We start from the raw sequence: 19,073 nt of genomic DNA on the forward strand, positions 1-19,073 counted from the left end.
GACAGAAATATCAGACGGAAAGAGGAGACAAACAAATTATCATGATTCAATTTAAAAAAGCATTATCCGTTGTTATCGCCATGATATTATTCGTCGCAACGCTTTCAAGTGAAGCAGCAGCCTTGCCGGCTGCGCTTTACCAATCAAGCACCCTGCAAACGATTACTGCTGGGGCAACTTTGGAGAATATATCGAGATTCACTTTGAACGGCTGGTTAAATATTAATGTTTTACGAATCGATACGACGAATCAAAATATAAAAATTGATACATTGACAAACGATCAGATCACAGAAAAACTCGTCACTGTTCCCGCTCTAGCTCAACAAGATAACGCTGTGGCAGCGGTGAATGCCAGCTTTTTCAATGCAATAAATGCGGGAACCGGCTATGCCGACGGGCCAATCGTTCAAGATGGTAGCTTGTTGTCGACAGCCAGCTGGTATAATCAAAATAAAAATGAAATGGCTTCTTTAAGCTTAAGCAATTACGGCGAATTGAGTATTGGCTATTGGAAAAATGAGATTCAATTGATTGGCCCTGATTCTGCGCCGTTTGTTGTTTCTCAGTACAACCAGCCCAGCCGTCGGAATTATACCGATATTACCGTTCTTGATAAGAAATGGGGGGCTTCCACACTAGGGGCTTCGGCTGCCTATCCTGACCTGGTTGAAGTTCTTGTATCTGACGGCCGGGTTGTGGAGGTGCGTCAGGCTCAGTCAGCCGCAGCGATTCCTACTAATGGCTTTGTAATCATCTCCAGGGGAGAACAAGCAGCAAAACTGGTGCAAAGTTTGCAAATTTGCGGACAAGCTTCTCTAAGCCTAAACTCAACCCCGGACTGGTCCGGCCTTCAAATGTCAGTCACCGGAGCTTCTGTTCTGGTTAAGGACGGTCAGATACCCGATAAATTCTCATATAATGTTAGCAGCTTTAATCAGAATAATCCCCGCACGCTCGCAGGAAGTACGCAGGACGGCAAACAACTGATTCTGGTTACTGTGGACGGAAGACAGGACAACAGTATTGGTCTTACCCAAAAAGAGTCAGCAGAACTGATGCTGCAGCTGGGCGCTTACAATGCCATGATACTTGACGGAGGCGGGTCAACGGCCATGGTGGCCCGAACCCCTGGGACAAAGCAGCTCCAGGTTGCCAATGTCCCTTCAGAGGGAACATTAAGGCCGGTTGCGAACGCCATCGGGATTTTTTCTTTGGCTCCTGCCGGAACACTTTCAAGATTAATCATTGAAACCGAAAGTCCAAATGTTTTTGTCAATACTTCGAGAAGTTTTACACTTAAAGGAGTAGACCAATACGCGAACCCGGTGGACATTGACCCTGAGGATGTGAAGTGGGGAGTCAGCGGTATCAAAGGCACGTTTTCAGGAAGTACGCTTCGTCCGACTTCCGTGGGGGATGGAAAAGTCACCGTAAAGGTAGGGGATGTGACGGCTGAGTTGGATATTTGCTCTTTAAGCGCCCCCGCAAGGCTTATTCTGAGTACCAATGAAATCAAGGCGCCATTAGGGCAAAGCCAGACGATACAGGTTACAGGCTGCAGTCTGGAGGGATTTACAGCTCAGATTCAGCCGGAAGATATTCAGTGGAAGGTATACGGCAGCATCGGCATCGGAGAATGTCTTAATGGTGTCTTTCAGGCTCAGAACGCAGGTGCAGGCTATATCAAGGCTTCCGTCGGCAATGTTCATGCCTACTGTGCGGTTGCCGTATCTTCGGAAAGTACGGAAAATAAATATGCTTTTGAAGACAGCCTTGGGACATTTTCAGCAAGCTCGGAAAATGTCAGGGGTTCTTACCAGATCAGCAGCGGGCAGGTTTATGCAGGTCAAACATCCGGAGAACTGATGTATGATTTTCTTTATACGGAGGACCCTGGTGAGGCATCCATTCTTTTTGGAAACAAAGGGATCCCGCTTAACGCCAATACGTCAGGCCTTGCCGTTTGGGTTTATAATTCTCTGGAGAATACCAACAAACTCATGGGAGAAGTTATAGATGCCAACGGTAAAAAGCATCAAGTCCAATTTTCAGCGGATATGAGCTGGAATGGATGGAGGCAGGTCAGCGCTTCTCTCGGAAGTATCAATTCCCCGCGCTATTTGACAAGACTCTATGTCCGGAACACGGATCCTTCCAATAGCGGCGGAATGATTTATTGGGATGAGCTTACGGCAAGCGTGAGCAATCATCCAGCCATCGATACTTCCAAGATACCCAAAAATACTGTACTTACGGATAGGGCCAACCGGGCGGCAACGTTCTTTGCGGGATCAAGCAATTTCAGGTTTGCGGTGTTCGGCAGTAGCGTGCAGCCCAGCAGCAAATCCAAACAACAAAGCTTGATGCAACTGAATACGTTTATCAATAAAAATATGGATCTTGCCATTTACACCGGAGCAAGCGCTGCCAAATTAGCTGGAGGAGTGACCAAGCCTGCTATGAAAACTGGCAGCGGGTATAAAATTTTTCATTACAAGAACAGTACTTTCATTCAGCTTGATTGCAGCAAAGGCGGGCTCCGGAGAACTAACCCGGCGCAATGGACCTCGCTGTTCAAAGAATTAGACAGCAGCAAAGGCGATCAAATCTTTGTATCCATGGACTGTGCCCCTGGTTCGTTTGTTAATGCCAAAGAAGCTGCTTTGCTTAAGGATACTTTAGCGGATTACCACAAGGAGACCGGCAAAAATGTCTATGTCTTTTATCCGGGCTCCACGGATCAAGTTCAGTTGGACAGGGGAGTACGTTACATCTCCTGTGCGGGCTTCAACACTTCCGCAGCAGGCAAACAGGCCAATAAGCTGATCGTTACCGTTCTGGGTGATCAAGTTACCTACGAATTTAAAGCGCTATAAAAACGTAAAAAAATTGCTATAAAAAAAAAAGACTTTAGCTGAATGGGGAAAAACCAATCAGCTAAAGTCAACTTGTATCTCGGCTTATCCGAGTAAAGTTCTGGATCTTTGTTAACGGAATTTAGGAATCGATTTACTTGAGTTTGTGCTATCTTTGTTTCTTATTTTTGATCTGGCGCATGGCCTGCTTCATTTCGCCTTTGCTGCCGAACATGTTTTTGATTTTTTCCTGCTCAAGCTGCCGCGAATTTAAACCTTCGTAAGCAAGCTCTTTTTGCAGTTTCTGATAGCTGTTTACCCGGTCTTGCAGCAGTTCACCATTTTCAATCGCTTTGCGTACCGCACACCCTGGTTCCGAGGTGTGGGAACAATCTTTGAATCTGCACTTTTGGGCAAATTCCGCAATATCATCGAAGGTTTGGGCCAGATCACCGGATTCAATCTGCAGCTCTCGCATCCCTGGCGTGTCAATGACAAGGCCTCCGTTAGGAAGCAGCAGCAGCTGGCGGCTGGTCGTTGTATGCCGGCCTCTGTCGTCATCACGGATCTCCCGGGTAGCTAACACTTCCTGGCCCAGCAGGCGGTTAATCAGGGTCGATTTCCCGACGCCGGAAGAACCGATAAGGGCAACTGTTTTACCATTGGCAATATAGGTTAAAATATCCCGGTAACCGTTTTCTGTCATACTTGAACAGACAATGACGTCTGTGCCGGCACAGACATCCGAAATTTTTTGAATCTTTCTGTCTAAATCCGTGCATAGGTCAGCCTTGGTCAGAACAATGACTGGAGTTGCCATGCTGTTGAAAGCAATGGTAAGGTAGCGTTCCAGCCTGCGCACGTTAAAATCATCGTTTAGGGACATGCAGATAAATACGACATCAATATTCGCCGCGACAATCTGGACAGCATGGGTTGTTCCTGCAGCTTTCCGCTCAAAGACACTTTGGCGGCGAAGCACCTGGTAAATGATCGCATTGCCGGAACGCTCGTCTAAGCGGTCAATCATGACCCAATCCCCGACGGCCGGAAAATCTGCGTTGTTTCTGGCGTTAAAAATAAACTTGCCGGAGACCTCAGCCTGCAGCTCGCCATTTTCAGCGATCACTTGATAGAAATCCCGGTGCTGTTCAATGACCCTTGCTAAATATAAACCCTGATATATAGTTGCTTCTTGTGTAAAACGATCGTTCAGACCGTAGGCAGCTAAAAAGTTGTTATTCATTTCATCCTCCAAAATTATTCATCTCAAGTCATGTTAGAAAATCTTTTGGAGGGTACAAGTTTAGTAAACCTGTTTGCCCTCCCGACAGAGGACAAGGGGCTCGTGAGTGCAATAGAACTTCATCATAAATAATACTCCTTTGGTTTAAAGTAAATGTTGAAATACAGTATAATTATACCATAAATGCAAATCAACAGAGGAAGATGTATCAAGGATAATCGTATGGTGTTATCCTTGATGTCAAAAAAATAGGTTTATTTTGAGAAATGTTTAGAAAAAAGTATTTATAGATGGGAGAAATTACTGCTATGCCTGACCTGAAAAATACGCCAAGCATAACGGGATTGCCAAACGGATCGAACTGGAAGAACGACACTGTTCTATTTATAGCAAGCCAGACGCTCTCGCTTTTTGGGACATCGCTGGTTCAGTACGCGATGATGTGGTACATCACCTTAAGCACGCAATCCGGCGTGATGATGACGGTTTATATCATCTGCGGATTTTTGCCGACATTTTTGCTTTCTCCGTTTGCCGGAGTCTGGGCTGACCGTTATAACCGTAAAAACCTGATCATGCTGTCGGACACGCTCATTGCGGCAGTTACCCTTATTCTGGCCATTCTTTTTTTGCTGGGCTACAAGACCGTCTGGCTTCTGTTTGTGATGGCTGCCCTGCGTGCGTTTGGAACGGCTGTTCAGACGCCAGCTGTAGGTGCATTTTTACCTCAGCTCGTTCCGCAGGATAAGCTGACCAAAGTCAACGGCATCAATGGCAGTATTCAGTCGCTGGTCATGCTGGTATCACCGATGATCAGCGGAGCATTGTTAGCCATAGCTGAAATTGAAACAATCTTTTTTATTGATGTGGTCACAGCTGCCATTGCTGTGACGGTATTGTTTGTATTCCTGAGGGTGGCTGCCCATGCCAAAGCCATGCAGAAGCAAACCGTCAGTTACTTCGGTGATTTGAGAGAAGGGATCCGGTATGTTCTTAACCATCCGTTTTTGAAAATTTTCTTTCTATTTACAGCTGTTTTCTTTTTCCTGGCAGCGCCTTCTGCGTTTTTAACCCCGCTTCAGGTTACACGCAGTTTTGGTAATGATGTCTGGCGGCTGACTGCAATTGAAGTTGCATTTTCGCTTGGCATGGTTATCGGCGGACTCGGGATGGCATCCTGGGGAGGCCTCAAAAACCGGGTAAACACGATGACCCTGGCAGCGTTAATGATTGGAGTATGTACCCTCGCGCTTGGGGTTGTTCCGGTCTTTTGGATTTACCTTCTTTTTATGTTCCTGATCGGGGTCGCCATGCCCATCTTCAATGTCCCGGCAATGGTTCTGCTGCAAGAAAAAGTGGAAGGGGATTTTCTAGGCAGGGTATTCGGTGTTCTGACTATGATATCAAGTTCCATGATGCCACTTGGGATGCTGGTGTTCGGTCCTTTAGCTGATGTAATTAAAATAGAGTGGATGCTGATCGTAACTGGTGTGTTGCTGTTTATTCAGGGGTTTTTCCTGCTTGGAAATAAAACCCGGATTGAGCCGGAAAGACAAGAGTAATAGAAGATGGCAGAAATGAATTCTGTATTATTCTTTGTGTTTGCTTGTATATCAATTCGATATTTTATAGTATAATAGCAGTCGAAATTATGTCATTGACAAAAGCTTTCGATTTTAGACATTTTTAGATATATTAAGGAGGACAAAATGCAGAAAATCCAAATGAACGTCCCACTGGTAGAGATGGATGGCGATGAGATGACCAGAATCATCTGGAAATCTATTAAAGAAATCTTGCTTCTGCCCTATATCGATTTAAAAACTGAGTATTACGATCTTGGCCTGGAATACCGGGATCAGACGAATGACCAGGTTACGATCGATGCCGCTATGGCCAACAAGAAATATGGCGTTGCCGTAAAGTGCGCTACCATTACGCCGAATGCCCAAAGGGTTGAAGAGTACAATCTGAAAGAAATGTGGAAGAGTCCGAATGGCACCATCCGAGCGATTCTGGATGGAACGGTTTTACGGGCGCCGATTGTTGTGAAAGGCATCACTCCAATGGTCTCTGCCTGGAAGAAACCGATCACGATTGCCCGTCATGCTTATGGTGATGTTTACCGCAATGTCGAATACAAAGTTCCGGGAGCTGGAAAGGCGGAACTCGTTTTCACCAGTGAAACCGGTGAAGTGAACCGCCAGACGATTTTTGACTTTGCTGGCAAAGGCGTCATTATGGGAATGCATAATGTCGACAAATCCATTGAGAGTTTTGCGCGTTCCTGCTTTAACTATGCGCTCGATGTCAAGCAGGATCTATGGTTTGCGACCAAAGACACGATTTCCAAACTGTACGATCATACCTTCAAGGATATTTTCCAGGAAATCTTTGATGCGGAATACAAGCAGAAATTTGCCGATGCGGATATTGAGTACTTCTACACGCTGATTGACGATGCAGTGGCCCGTGTTATCCGTTCCGAGGGCGGATATATCTGGGCATGTAAAAACTATGACGGGGACGTGATGTCCGATATGATCGCGACAGCTTTCGGAAGTCTGGCCATGATGACATCGGTTCTGGTATCTCCCGATGGCTGCTATGAATATGAGGCAGCACACGGGACAGTAACCCGTCACTATTACAAGCATCTTAAAGGCGAAGAAACCTCGACGAATGCGATGGCTACCCTGTTTGCCTGGACCGGAGCATTAAGAAAACGCGGCGAAATCGACGGACTGAAAGATCTGATCGAGTTTGCAGATCAGTTGGAAGCCGCTTCCCTGCAGACAATCGAAGCAGGAATTATGACCAAAGACCTGGCCCTGATTTCCGATCTTCCTGAAAAGACGGTTGTCAGCACGGACGGATTCCTACTTGAAACCAAAAAGACCCTGGACAGAATCCGTGGGTAAATCGTGCACATAATGTTGAGCGATTAACTGAATGAAATGACTGGATGATTAAACAGCCTTGGTCCGAGCTTCCATCGGATTAGGGCTGTTTATTATATCAAAAAATTTTTTAATTTATGGGGTAAACATGGTTTTTTATAAAAAAACTGCGGATTACGTGAAAAATTTTCCTCCTTTTGATAAAATAGTATATATATCGCCGAAAATGTAGGATAATACTATAGGAAATTAATTTTGTACAAGCGGAGACGGAAAAAATTGAAGTATCTAAAAAAAGAAATGAAATTGGAAAATCCTTTGGCTTTTTGGACTCATTTTGACAAACAGGATCGTCTTTTCTTTTACAATCCCTTGACCGGTGAACTGATCATCGGGGCAATACGCTGGAGAACCTTTGCTGAAGGAGAAAGTTATCAGAATTACGACCTAGTGTTTTCTGCCAGAACCTTTTTTCAGTCGGTCCGTGATCCCAAATGGGCCGGACTTGGCAATGAAACCATTGCTTTCAAGTACTATTATGTTGAAAAGGACGGCAAGCAGCTTTTATACTATCCCGAGCAGGCGCCGAAGGAAGAAATTTGTGGGTTAGAGGACAGGGAGACAAAGTCTGTCCGCCATACCTATACGATCGCTGATGATGATTACCCGCAGTGGCAGGAATTATTCACCAATGTCAAACAGGAAATATCCTTAAAAAACGTAGATAAAGTGGTTATTTCCAGAGAAGTGAAAATCAGTTGTGCCACGACGGTTCATGTTGAGAGCGTACTCAAGAGCCTCCGGGAAAAAAACCCGGACAGCTTTGTTTTTGCGTATGCGAAGGAAGGACGGACTTTTCTGGGTGCTACGCCGGAAATCCTGGTCCAGAAAGCGGACGATGAAATTATCAGTTATGCCCTGGCGGGCACAATTCCCCGTAACGCCATTGATGAGGGGACTCAAATGGAGATCCTGCTAAACGACCCTAAAAACCTGCATGAGCATCGAATTGTGCGGGATACCATAGCCGATGTGATGAAAAAATACTGCGCTGAGGTATGGATCGACGAGACAAGGATTCTGACCCTGAAAAACCTTTATCATCTAAAAACCCGTCTTGGGGCAAAAGACCGCAGTCTTTTAACCGACTGGGTCACCCGTCTGCATCCGACGCCAGCCCTTGGCGGCAATCCGGTCGGACCTGCCCTTGACATTATTGCCAGAGAGGAAAAACACGAGCGGGGGATGTATGCGGCCCCCCTGGGAATCATGGATCAGAACGGTAATGGCATTTTTGTGGCCGGTATCCGGTCGGCCCTTATTCAGGACAATATGGTCTATGCGTATACGGGATGCGGGATCGTGGAAGGATCCGATTGTCTGGAGGAATACATCGAGACGAACGATAAATTAAGGACGATTCTGGAGGGCCTGGTACCCTGACCCCCATGTCCTTAAATCCAATCCTGGAATCTTATGATTCCAACTTTGGAAATCTTTAAGCTTGGGATCTGAAATATGTTGGACATGAAGGTGAGGATAGTACGACGATGACCGATTCTTTTGCAGCAACGAATTACATAGCGGCCCTGGTGGATGAATTGTACCAACTGGGCGTAAGGGAAGTTGTGATCAGCCCGGGATCGCGTTCTACCCCGCTGGCAATTTTATTCAGTGAACATCAATTTGAGATCTATGTCAGTATTGACGAACGTTGCGCAGCCTTCTTTGCACTCGGGGCAGCCAAAGAGATGCAGAGACCCGTCGTGCTGGTTTGTACATCAGGATCTGCTGCAGCGCACTATTTGCCAGCTCTGGTAGAAGCCAAATATTCCAGGGTTCCGCTGATTGTCCTGACGGCCGACCGGCCGCCCGAACTGCGTCAGGTCGGAGCGCCTCAAACCATTGATCAGACCAGGATTTACGGAGAGTATGCAAGTTTTTTTGAGGAACTGGCATTACCCGAAGAAGATGAGCGGATGTACCGCTATGCCAGGACAGTTATGCAAAAAGCTTACGGCAGCGCCATAACGGGAAGCTTTGGCGTGTCCCACGTGAATATCCCGCTGCGTGAACCATTGGTGCCGGATTTAAGCAAACTTGATTTTACAGCAGGCCGCCACAGAGATGCTTTTAGACTTCACCGAGAACCTTTCAGCCTCAACGACCCGTCTTCGTATCCGCATCCTGCCGAGCCTTTGGAAGTTCATCCGAAATTTGATGCAGCATTCAGCAATAAAAACGGAATCATTGTTTGCGGCGGTGACGCGTATGCCGACTATCATACAGAGGTACTGGCCCTAGCGGCACGTTTGAAAGCGCCTGTACTTGCCGATCCGCTGTCCAATTTCCGCGGCTTCTCAAGTGGAGTCATTCTGGACAGCTACCAGGCATTTCTAAAAGATGATGCTGTCAAAGACGAATTAAAACCGGAATATGTCATCCAGTTTGGACAGACACCTGTGTCGAAAAGCCTTCAGCAGTATTTGGCCCGGCATCAGGACGCATTATTTGTCCAGGCCGATGCAGTATTTGACTATCGTAACCCGGCACTTTCCACGAATCATTATGTACTGGCTTCACCTAAACTTTTTGCAGCGTCGGTCAAAACCGAAAACAGCAGCCGGGAATATTTGGATAGGTGGCTCATTTACCAACAAAGAATGCGGGTGCAGCTAAGACAAGCCAGACAGGAAAAAGGACTGTTTGAAGGGGCCTTGATTCAAAGGCTTCAAGATCTTCTGCCTCAAGAATCCAGGATTCTTGCAGCCAACAGTATGGCCGTCCGCGATGTTGATGATTTTCTGGAGGCCCGCGCGCAAAATCTGAAGGTACTTGGAAACAGAGGCGCTAATGGAATCGACGGCATGGTTTCTACAGCCCTTGGTATAGCGGCTGCCGGTAAACCGACGGTGCTGCTGACCGGAGACATTGCGCTTTTCCATGATTTAAACGGGCTTCAGATCGCCAAGAATCACCCGTTGGATCTGACCATCCTATTGTTCAATAACAATGGCGGGGGGATCTTCAGGTACTTGCCCCAGAGCCGGGGAAAATATTTTGAAACGCTGTTCTTAACCCCCCCGGGCTTGGATTTTTCTGCATTAACTTCTTTGTATGGCATCGCCTACTTTGAACCGAAAAATTATGAAGAATTTGAGCTCAGTTTCCAAACAGCTCAGAACACACAAGGCATCAAGCTTATTGAAGTAAAAATAGATCTGGAGTTAAGCAAGGAACTGCATGACAAATATACCCGGCTGCCGTCAGAAAATGACTAAGATGGATGATAGGAAATGATGATCACCGCAAATGGTCTAAACATTCACTTTGAAGTACGGGGAACCGGGAAGCCGGTTGTCTGTTTGCACGGATTTTCAGAGAACCTCGGTACCTGGGACGAAATTGATCTTTCCGGCTTCCGGTTGATCCTGGTGGATCTGACCGGGCACGGCAGTACTGAAAAACCGTCTGCCCTTCAGCCGTACGGACTTCCCACGCTGCTGGAAACGCTGCATGATCTGATACAGCAGTTAGAGCTGGTGCAGTACAGCGTGATAGGGTATTCCATGGGCGGCCGGATTGCGCTGGCCTATGCTTTACAATATCCCCGGGAAATTGCTAAACTTATCATGGAAAGCGCTTCCTATGGGGAATACGGTGAGCTAAGCAGGGAGAAACGGCGCAGAGATGATGCCGTACTGGCCGAAGATATTCGGCAGAACGGGATTGAATGGTTTGAAAGCTATTGGTCAGGTTTGGAACTTTTCAAAACACAAGCCCGTCTTCCCGAGAAAGTCCGAGCGAAAATCAGGCAGCGCCGCCTGCAAAATGAACCATATGCGCTTGCCAATACACTACTGGCGAGCGGTCAGGGAACGTTTCCTTGCTTGAAAGATCGGGTGGCCGAATTGACGATGCCCGTCCTCTTTGTCAGCGGTGAACTTGATCCAAAATACCAGAAAATCAGCCGAGAGTTCAGTCATTTAAATGCCAGGATCATCCGGCAGACCATTTCCGGAGTAGGGCATAATACGCATCTGGAAGACCCGCAGACTTTTCGGGCGGTCGTTAGCGAGTTCCTAAGCGTTGATGCTTTAGATGAAAATACGGAAAGACGTAATAAGAATTCGGGAAAAAGAATATGAGCCCGGAGAAAAAGAATACGTATTATAGGGAGGTTATTCAATGAGCACATTTCCGTGGGAAAAACTCAGCCGCAGCTATGAGGATATTATTTATGAGGAATACAGCGGAATCGCCAAGATTACCATCAACCGCCCGGAAGTCCGCAATGCTTTCCGCCCCAAAACGATTATGGAACTGATTGATGCTTTTTCGATTGCCCGGGAGGATGAAAATATAGGAGTGATTATTTTGACCGGTGCTAATCACGGTCAGGGCCAGGAAAAAGAAGCATTCTGCTCCGGCGGTGACCAAAAGGTGCGTGGCCATGGCGGTTATGTCGGTGACGATCAGATCCCGCGTCTAAATGTGCTGGATCTGCAGCGTTTAATCCGCATCATTCCTAAACCGGTGATCGCGATGGTCAACGGGTTTGCGATTGGCGGCGGCCATGTTCTGCATATTGTCTGCGATTTGACGATCGCATCAGAGAACGCCAAATTCGGCCAGACCGGACCAAAGGTCGGCTCTTTTGACGCCGGCTACGGTGCAGGCTATCTGGCTCGCATCATCGGCCAGAAGAAAGCCCGTGAGATCTGGTATCTCTGCCGTCAATATACGGCTAAGGAAGCCCTGGAGATGGGACTCGTTAATACAGTCGTCCCGTTTGAGCAGCTTGAAAAGGAGACCGTGAAATGGGCGCAGGAAATCCTGCAGCATTCGCCGACTGCCCTTCGCTTCCTGAAAGCAGCTTTCAATGCAGATACAGACGGTCTCGCCGGACTGCAGCAGCTGGCTGGGGATGCAACACTGTTGTTCTATACCACAGACGAAGCTAAAGAGGGCAGAGACGCTTTTAAAGAAAAACGCGAGCCCGATTTCAAAAAGTTCCCGAAATTCCCCTGATCCGGCAGGATATTACGAAGACCTACCCCAAATAATGTAATACACGATCTGTATGGATGGAATTAAGGATTTAATAGAGAGTATGAATTAAGATGAACTGGTTAAAAAGACAAGCCCTTGAAAAACCGGATAAGAAATTTATCAACGACCTGACGTTTCGGGACGTGTCCGAACGCGTAAGCTTACTTTCGGTAAGGCTTTTGCCGCATGTCAAAAAACAAAAAAGGGTAGCGCTCCTTTCGAATAATTCTGAACAAACGGTCTTGTTTTTTCTGGCCTTACAGTTGCTTCAAAAAGAAGTATTGATGCTGAATACACGTTTAACTGCGGAAGAAATCGGCAAACAAGTAAAAACCCTGGATATTCAGCTGGTTTTGGCCCAGAATGGTCTGGCCGCCGTGAATTTCAGCCAGTCATTTCCGGCCGAAGTGAAGTCATTTTCGGATGTAGTTGGGGATGATGTTACGGATGATGTAAAGGCTGATGCTGCAGAACAAGATGATTCGGAAGCATGCAGAGAATTTGATCCGGCGGCGGATTTTAACCCGGAACAAATTGCAGTCATTATGAATACGAGCGCCACGACTGGGGAATTCAAATCTGTTCCGCTGCGCTGGAAACAGTTTGCTGCCCATGTTAAGGCTTCTCAAAAAAGCCTCGGAGTTACAGAAGAAGATAACTGGCTGATGATTCTGCCGTTGTATCATATCAGCGCCTTAACGATTCTACTGCGCAGTTTATACAACGGGACTGCGGTAACCTTGCTGGAAAGCTTTCGGGAAGAGGAAACGTTAAGCCTGGTTCAGGAAGGAAAAGTCAATATGCTGTCGGTTGTTCCGACCATGCTGAACAGAATCATTGACCGGATTGACAGGCATTGCTTGAGAGTGGTGCTTATAGGGGGGGAGTTCATACCCCGACCCTTGGTTGAAAAATGTATGGTTAGGCAGATCCCTATCTATAAAACGTACGGTATGACGGAAACCACCAGCCAATCGGCAACCTTTTCCGTTCTCCAATACCCGGATAAGCTTGATTCAGTTGGACTTCCACTGGATTCAGTGGAAATTCTGATCAAAAATCCAGGGTCTGACGGCAGCGGCGAAGTCCTGATTCAGAGTCCCATGGTTATGGACGGATATCTTGGCCGGGAAACGATCTTCGGATTTTTCCCTACGGAAGATATCGGTTATTTGGATCCGGACGGTTTCCTGTATATTCTCGATCGTCGCAAAAATATGATCATTTCAGGCGGGGAAAATATTTATCCGCGGGAAATCGAAAATATACTCTACGCACACCCTGGGATCAAAGAATGCACTGTCATCGGAAGAAAAGATCCTAAGTGGGGACAGGTACCTGTCTTATTTGCAGTATCTTCGTTAAACGAAGAAGAGATCAGGGACTATCTGTCTCCGAGACTTGCCCGCTATAAACTTCCCAGCGAGATCATTTTTTTGGCTGAACTTCCCCGGAATACCACAGGAAAGATCCGTCACAAGGCGCTGGAAGATATGCTGGCTGGAGGAGGAGACCCATGATCATAAAAAAAGCAGAGCTATTCCTTTTAGACATGCCTTTGAAATTTACCTTTAAAACATCTCAGACCAGGCTGAACTGTCGGGAAACGATCATTCTTAAAATCACAGACGAATTTGGGAATACCGGCTATGGGGAAGTTGTCGCTTTCTCTGATCCTTTTTATACTTCGGAAACGCTTGCTGATGCCAAACATCTTCTGCTGGAAACTTATCTTCCGCGGCTGCTGCAGGAAGAGACTGTGCATCCTTTCGACATTCATGCCTGGCTGGACAGAGCTTATCCGATGACAGGCGCAGGGGTTGAAAATGCGTTGCTGGACGTGTACGCAAGGCGTCAGCATATCCCTGTCATGGCGGCTGTGTTTCTGGAGGAGACCAATACGCAGATTGAGGCGGGTATGGTTCTGGGAGATCTGGATAACGCCGGCCTGTTAAAACAGATTGAACAGTACCTGCAGGAAGGTTACGTCCGTTTTAAAATAAAGATCAAACCGCAGGACGGTTTTGCCAAACTCAACATGATCAGAACTGCCTATCCCTATCTCAAGCTGCTCGCGGATGCCAACAGAAGCTTTCGCTCCGAGCACATTCCCGAATTGATGAAAATAGACGGTCTTGGTTTGCTGTGTTTGGAGGAACCTTTGGCTGAAGCGGAACTGACGGACTATCAGAAACTTCAGGCAGAAATGCAGACGCCTGTCTGTCTGGATGAAAGCATTTTAAGTGTAGCTGACCTGGAGAAGGCGATCGAATTAAAAGCCTGTCGCGCCTTGAACATCAAGACCGGCCGGGTTGGCGGCTTGTTTTATGTCAGGCAGATGATTGAGCTTTGCCGGAAACATCATATCTACTATTGGATCGGGAGTATGGTGGAAAGCGGAATTTCGAAAATACTGCACGTTCATTTGGCAAGTCTGAAGGATACCTATATTCCCGGAGATTTGTCGCCATCCCAGCGTTATTTTTCACAGGATATCATCCGGCCTGAGGTCACGGTTCAAAACGGCAGGATTGAAGTACCCCGGGGTCCGGGATTGGGAATTGCTGTCGATGAAAATGTCCTGGCTGATTATACCGTTGAGCATCACATATTCGCTTAGCAGCGTGCGCGGGAAAGGAGGGCCACTTGATGGAAAACCAGAAATACCTGATAGATTACCTGAATATTGAATATATACAGTATAAGGACAATACGTTTGAAGCCAAGATGAATTTAACGACTTTTCATAGCCAGCCTTATGGTATATTGCATGGCGGGGCAACCATTGCTTTGGGGGAATCGGCTGCAGGATATGCCTCCAACCAACTGCTGGATAATAGCCAGGTTGCTGTGGGCCAGAATATTACGGCAAATCATATGAAAACAAAAAACATAGAAGGCTATATCCTCGCGAAAGGCAGACTGCTGCATCAGGGAAAAACATCCCATGTCTGGTTGATTGAAATGCTTGATGAAAAGGATGAGCTGATTTCCGTGGTTACTGTGACAAATGCGGTTATAAATTACAATAGAGTGTAAAAAAGGCTGTTAAAGCCTTTTTTTTTAAAATATTATGGAGGTAGGTCTGTGTGCCATAATACCACACTGGTCCAGCTGTGGACGTCAAAATATTTGTACCACTGTGCCTGTAATGGCGTATTTTTTGACAAAGATGGTGTAATGTGATAATCTTCTTACTACAATCTACTAATTTAGTAATTTAGTAATTTAGTAATTTAGTAATTTAGTGAATAATAAATTAGTTGATATAAAAGAAATGACAAAATAAAATTTTGCTAAATTAGGAGAGGTAACTTATGAAGATTCCAACGACGCTGAAACATAAACCTGTGATTGTATCGGAAGACTATGAAAGGATTGACGGCAGAAATGCCTATGATTCCGACGCCAAAGGATTATCCCTGGGGCTGGCCCAGTGGAATGACAGGGGGAAGCTGGAGATATCTGCGAAGGTCTGGCGGTTCACCGGAGAAAAATGGTCGAGACAGTCCGAGGAGCTTCCGCTTCACCGGGTGATCGATCTTGCGATCCTGATTTGCAGATCGACACTTCATTTTCGTGAGGCCTACCGATATGAAAAAATGTATGATCCTGAGAAACCCGTCATTGACAGGATCGGGCTGCAGGGAGATGCAATGACCGTAGCCGTATGTACTGATAATCCAATGATTGAAGGAGACATCAAACTATTCAGGCAAGTACTCAGCAATGACGATGAATTAATCGGAGAACGTTTGAGTACGCTTTCCAAACTGCTGAAGGAAATGGGGTATTAGACGATGACGGGTACATCCGACCGGAAAAGGGAGCTTCGCAATGAATATAAGGAACGGAAAACTTCCGGTGGAGTTTTTATGATTACCAATAAAGAAAACGGCAGGTATGTTCTGCAGGGCGCTGTTAATGTCAGGCGGTTCCAGAACCGTTTTGATTTTTCTAAAGATACCGGCTCCTGTGTGCTGACAAAACTTCAACAGGAATGGGATGAATATGGGGCCAAGGCTTTTAAGTTTGAAATTCTGGAAGAAATCGAAATGAAAGATACCCAGACCATGAAGGAATTTGAAGAAGACCTTCAGCTTCTTGAAGAGATATGGGCGGAAAAGTTGGATCCGGAACTAAGGATTTTCTAAGGTATCCAATGCGGTTTTCTTAGGTATCCAAGGAATGATGTATATTGGAATCTTTGACCCGTGAGAAGGATGTATCCCTCTCACGGGCATTAGTTTTTTTAATCATAGTTGGGTTGGCTAACATTACAATGGCCTGAGAAGAAACTAAACCATGAAGAAGATGATTCCAGATTGCTGAATAATACGTTTTCGTTAAGCGAAATTTTTTTAAGAAACCAACTTTCTGTCCACCTATAAGCGTGCCTAGAGAAAGCATAGAAATGGCTGCTCCTTTTATCAAGTAATGATCATTACCCGTTTTCTTAAGCGTATAAACTAAGGGAATTCCCCACAATGAGCCTATACCTAAATGAGCCAATTGACCTAATATGAAATTCTCGCGTCGTTTTGTTCTATATGGAGCTACAAATAATCCACCTGCTATATGACCATATAGTGTTTCAGTTTTCCCTGCCTTAAAAATTAATAAATTAGATACATCCATAGCAATCGTCCCAATTAAACCTCCTAGAAGGCCAATGATGATTGTATCTTCGCTCCTGCCAATTTTCAGCATTAAAGTACTCCTTTTTTATATAGAGTGCACTTATTTTTGAAATTTTAGAATGGTATTTTTTACCGTTGAAATTTGGTCAAAAAAATCTGCATTATTATCTAACTGGAGTCTGGAGTTTTTTATTTTAACCACGTCCCAGAAATTTTTTCTGTTTGCAGTGCTGACCTTTGTCTTGATGATCTTAGTTATACTGATGATCAGAAGGGTACGTATTTTACTGAAAAATATACGCATAAAGCCTATGGCACAACGCCATAGGCTTAAGACTTGTTCTATTACGATTCTTTATTTGTATGAGATTCTATTTATCCGTGCTGTCCTTGTTGTTAGTGCTGTCTTGGGCGTCTTGTACTTCTACAGTTTGAGATTCAATTTGCTCGGGCACTGCAGCAGGGGATTCAGCCTGGTCCTCAGATACGGTATCTTCAGCTGCGGTATTAACGGTGTTTGTATTTACCACTGCGGGTTCAGCATGGACCACGGTTTCACTGTTGGAACATGAACAGAAGTATCCGGTGATTTTTTGATTGATGAGAGCTGCAGCGTACAGGACTACGGCAATGCCAAGGATGCTAAGCGGCTGGAAGATTCCAGGGAGCAGTTGACCGGGAATCAATTCCTTGGCGACCATTTCATATGGATAGCCTTGCGTGGTATACTGCGAAATGGTGTTGTTGAAATACAAAATATTATTGACTAAAAGTGCAACAGCGATAAGAGCAATAAAAGCAGATGCGATATACATGAAAATCGAACTTCCGGGGAGTTTTTTTCTTGACTGGGATTTCTTTTGTTGTTTCATAAAAGATATTTCTCCTTTTGCCTACCACGGCGTTAATTGTTTTGCAGACCTTTATTTATTTTAAAAAGGTTCCTACTGGTAATATAGACATTAATTCTTAGAATTATATTAATGTAGAGCTTACACTATTCATTTTTGATTTTATACTGTATAATTGTACGAAGAGCCAAGCATCCTCATTGTTCCAAAACATTGACTATGAGGGGATTTCCAATTGGGGAGATTCAGGCAGCATTTATACGTAAAGGTAAATTTAATTGAAGATAATTGGGGGCATAATGATGATTAGTGTTACGAGGCTGCTATTTGATACGGAATATTTCGGGGATTCCCTGCGTTATAGCAGGCATGCTCATGGGGCTAAAAACGGAGCAACAGGTAGTTCAGGACCGGTGGTTGTTTGGAATTCGACGCGAACCTGCAATTTGCAGTGCGTCCATTGTTATATGGACTCAGATTCGCAGAAATATAACGGAGAACTGACGACGGAAGAAGCGAGGAGTTTCATTGATGATTTAGCGGAGTTTCACGTTCCTGTCCTGCTTTTTTCAGGCGGGGAGCCTTTGATGCGGCCCGACTTTTTTGAACTTGCCGCCTATACTGCTCAGAAAGGAATCAGACCAACTTTATCTACGAACGGTACGTTGATAACACCGGAAGCTGCCCGGCGCATCAAAGAAATCGGTGTAGGTTATGTTGGGGTATCGCTTGACGGTCTGAGAGCGGTGAATGACAAGTTTAGGGGCAGAGAAGGAGCTTTTGCGGCTGCTATGGGAGGAATCCGGAACTGTGTGGAGGCGGGTCAGCGCGTTGGTCTGCGCTTTACGATTAACCGTCATAATTATGAGGAACTGGATCGTATCTTTGATTTTATTGAAGCAGAAAAAATTGACCGTGTTTGTTTTTATCATTTGGTATACTCCGGACGGGGCAAGCAAATGGTCGCTGATGATATTACACCCGAAGAGTCGAGACAGGCGCTCGATACCATTATCCGCAGAACAAGAGACTTTGAAAAACGCGGATTGCACAAGGAAATCCTGACAGTTGATAATCACGCCGACGGTGTTTATCTCTATTTGCGGGCTTTATGTGAAGATCCGGCCAGAGCGGAGAAAATAAAGACACTCATCGGCTGCAATGGCGGAAATCGTTCTGGGATTGCGTTTGGAGAGGTTGATCCTTCAGGGAATGTACATCCGGATCAGTTTACGCAGCATATCTCGTTTGGCAATGTCCGAGAGAGAAAGTTCGGAGATATCTGGACTGACTTGAGCCAACCAGTGCTGGCAGGTTTGAAAGACCGTAAACCACTTCTCAAAGGGCGATGTGCCGAGTGCCGGTATTTAGATTTCTGCAACGGCAATTTCCGCACCAGGGCAGAGGCTGTGACAGGCGATTTTTGGGAATCTGATCCGGCCTGTTACTTAACGGATGAAGAGATCGGAATAAAAACGATTAATGGTTGAGGTTTAGCTTTGTTAATCTCTGTACTAGGAAAGGAA

At 45.7% G+C, this 19,073-nt stretch carries 16 protein-coding genes; 13 read left to right on the plus strand and 3 right to left on the minus strand.

Translation table 11 applies throughout. The annotated features are described in order from the left end of the window. Positions 1-41 precede the first annotated feature (41 nt). Positions 42-2,879 (plus strand): phosphodiester glycosidase family protein, encoded by a 2,838-nt coding sequence (locus tag OKX56_RS08950; protein WP_015045150.1) that lies wholly within the window; start codon positions 42-44, stop codon positions 2,877-2,879. A gap of 148 nt (positions 2,880-3,027) precedes the next feature. Here the strand turns inward: OKX56_RS08950 and rsgA are convergent, their stop codons facing one another. Further along, positions 3,028-4,104, minus strand: coding sequence for a ribosome small subunit-dependent GTPase A (rsgA, locus tag OKX56_RS08955; protein ID WP_015045149.1), 1,077 nt, complete (start codon positions 4,102-4,104; stop codon positions 3,028-3,030). A gap of 308 nt (positions 4,105-4,412) precedes the next feature. Between rsgA and OKX56_RS08960 the strand changes: the two genes are divergently transcribed. From OKX56_RS08960 to OKX56_RS09010, 11 genes are all read left to right on the plus strand, one after another. Beyond that, positions 4,413-5,666: an MFS transporter gene (locus OKX56_RS08960; RefSeq protein ID WP_015045148.1), complete on the plus strand. Its 1,254-nt coding sequence runs from the start codon at positions 4,413-4,415 to the stop codon at positions 5,664-5,666. A 147-nt stretch (positions 5,667-5,813) separates the two neighbouring features. After that, complete coding sequence (locus OKX56_RS08965) at positions 5,814-7,025, plus strand: NADP-dependent isocitrate dehydrogenase (protein ID WP_015045147.1); 1,212 nt, start codon at positions 5,814-5,816, stop codon at positions 7,023-7,025. Between the two features lie 258 nt (positions 7,026-7,283). Further along, on the plus strand, positions 7,284-8,447 hold the full coding sequence (locus OKX56_RS08970; protein ID WP_015045145.1) for an isochorismate synthase: 1,164 nt from the start codon (positions 7,284-7,286) through the stop codon (positions 8,445-8,447). Between the two features lie 107 nt (positions 8,448-8,554). After that, positions 8,555-10,285, plus strand: a complete 1,731-nt coding sequence (menD, locus tag OKX56_RS08975; protein ID WP_015045144.1) for a 2-succinyl-5-enolpyruvyl-6-hydroxy-3-cyclohexene-1-carboxylic-acid synthase — start codon at positions 8,555-8,557, stop codon at positions 10,283-10,285. 15 nt (positions 10,286-10,300) lie between these two features. Continuing rightward, entirely contained in the window at positions 10,301-11,152 is an 852-nt protein-coding gene (menH, locus tag OKX56_RS08980) for a 2-succinyl-6-hydroxy-2,4-cyclohexadiene-1-carboxylate synthase (protein WP_015045143.1), read from the plus strand. 40 nt (positions 11,153-11,192) lie between these two features. After that, positions 11,193-12,035 (plus strand): 1,4-dihydroxy-2-naphthoyl-CoA synthase, encoded by an 843-nt coding sequence (gene menB / locus OKX56_RS08985; protein WP_015045142.1) that lies wholly within the window; start codon positions 11,193-11,195, stop codon positions 12,033-12,035. A 92-nt stretch (positions 12,036-12,127) separates the two neighbouring features. After that, complete coding sequence (gene menE / locus OKX56_RS08990) at positions 12,128-13,576, plus strand: o-succinylbenzoate--CoA ligase (protein ID WP_015045141.1); 1,449 nt, start codon at positions 12,128-12,130, stop codon at positions 13,574-13,576. Next, entirely contained in the window at positions 13,573-14,676 is a 1,104-nt protein-coding gene (menC, locus tag OKX56_RS08995; RefSeq protein WP_025205839.1) for an o-succinylbenzoate synthase, read from the plus strand. The genes menE and menC overlap by 4 nt, the downstream gene beginning before the upstream one ends. A 29-nt stretch (positions 14,677-14,705) precedes the next feature. After that, positions 14,706-15,095: a PaaI family thioesterase gene (locus tag OKX56_RS09000; protein WP_025205838.1), complete on the plus strand. Its 390-nt coding sequence runs from the start codon at positions 14,706-14,708 to the stop codon at positions 15,093-15,095. Positions 15,096-15,373: 278 nt separating this feature from the next. After that, a complete protein-coding gene (locus OKX56_RS09005) occupies positions 15,374-15,853 on the plus strand; it encodes a DUF6530 family protein (protein ID WP_015043096.1) in 480 nt (159 codons plus the stop codon). 3 nt (positions 15,854-15,856) lie between these two features. After that, positions 15,857-16,210, plus strand: a complete 354-nt coding sequence (locus OKX56_RS09010) for a GIY-YIG nuclease family protein (protein WP_025205837.1) — start codon at positions 15,857-15,859, stop codon at positions 16,208-16,210. A gap of 19 nt (positions 16,211-16,229) precedes the next feature. Here the strand turns inward: OKX56_RS09010 and OKX56_RS09015 are convergent, their stop codons facing one another. Together OKX56_RS09015 and OKX56_RS09020 are read right to left on the minus strand one after the other, a co-directional pair. Beyond that, positions 16,230-16,766 (minus strand): hypothetical protein, encoded by a 537-nt coding sequence (locus OKX56_RS09015; protein WP_287896208.1) that lies wholly within the window; start codon positions 16,764-16,766, stop codon positions 16,230-16,232. Between the two features lie 301 nt (positions 16,767-17,067). Beyond that, positions 17,068-17,568, minus strand: a complete 501-nt coding sequence (locus OKX56_RS09020) for a hypothetical protein (protein WP_025205834.1) — start codon at positions 17,566-17,568, stop codon at positions 17,068-17,070. A 281-nt stretch (positions 17,569-17,849) separates the two neighbouring features. Between OKX56_RS09020 and nirJ1 the strand changes: the two genes are divergently transcribed. Beyond that, positions 17,850-19,037 carry a putative heme d1 biosynthesis radical SAM protein NirJ1 gene (nirJ1, locus tag OKX56_RS09025; protein WP_287896235.1) on the plus strand — a complete coding sequence of 396 codons (1,188 nt, stop codon included), beginning with the start codon at positions 17,850-17,852 and terminating at the stop codon, positions 19,035-19,037. The last annotated feature ends 36 nt before the right edge of the window (positions 19,038-19,073 follow it).

This window comes from Dehalobacter sp. (genome assembly GCF_030063005.1).
Lineage (GTDB): Bacteria > Bacillota > Desulfitobacteriia > Desulfitobacteriales > Syntrophobotulaceae > Dehalobacter > Dehalobacter restrictus.

Coding starts and splice junctions, on each gene's coding strand:
- OKX56_RS08950 (WP_015045150.1), top strand. CDS start 42: ATGATTCAATTTAAAAAAGCATTATCCGTTGTTATCGCCATGATATTA.
- rsgA (WP_015045149.1), bottom strand. CDS start 4,104: ATGAATAACAACTTTTTAGCTGCCTACGGTCTGAACGATCGTTTTACA.
- OKX56_RS08960 (WP_015045148.1), top strand. CDS start 4,413: ATGCCTGACCTGAAAAATACGCCAAGCATAACGGGATTGCCAAACGGA.
- OKX56_RS08965 (WP_015045147.1), top strand. CDS start 5,814: ATGCAGAAAATCCAAATGAACGTCCCACTGGTAGAGATGGATGGCGAT.
- menD (WP_015045144.1), top strand. CDS start 8,555: ATGACCGATTCTTTTGCAGCAACGAATTACATAGCGGCCCTGGTGGAT.
- menH (WP_015045143.1), top strand. CDS start 10,301: ATGATGATCACCGCAAATGGTCTAAACATTCACTTTGAAGTACGGGGA.
- menB (WP_015045142.1), top strand. CDS start 11,193: ATGAGCACATTTCCGTGGGAAAAACTCAGCCGCAGCTATGAGGATATT.
- menE (WP_015045141.1), top strand. CDS start 12,128: ATGAACTGGTTAAAAAGACAAGCCCTTGAAAAACCGGATAAGAAATTT.
- menC (WP_025205839.1), top strand. CDS start 13,573: ATGATCATAAAAAAAGCAGAGCTATTCCTTTTAGACATGCCTTTGAAA.
- OKX56_RS09000 (WP_025205838.1), top strand. CDS start 14,706: ATGGAAAACCAGAAATACCTGATAGATTACCTGAATATTGAATATATA.
- OKX56_RS09005 (WP_015043096.1), top strand. CDS start 15,374: ATGAAGATTCCAACGACGCTGAAACATAAACCTGTGATTGTATCGGAA.
- OKX56_RS09010 (WP_025205837.1), top strand. CDS start 15,857: ATGACGGGTACATCCGACCGGAAAAGGGAGCTTCGCAATGAATATAAG.
- OKX56_RS09015 (WP_287896208.1), bottom strand. CDS start 16,766: ATGCTGAAAATTGGCAGGAGCGAAGATACAATCATCATTGGCCTTCTA.
- OKX56_RS09020 (WP_025205834.1), bottom strand. CDS start 17,568: ATGAAACAACAAAAGAAATCCCAGTCAAGAAAAAAACTCCCCGGAAGT.
- nirJ1 (WP_287896235.1), top strand. CDS start 17,850: ATGATTAGTGTTACGAGGCTGCTATTTGATACGGAATATTTCGGGGAT.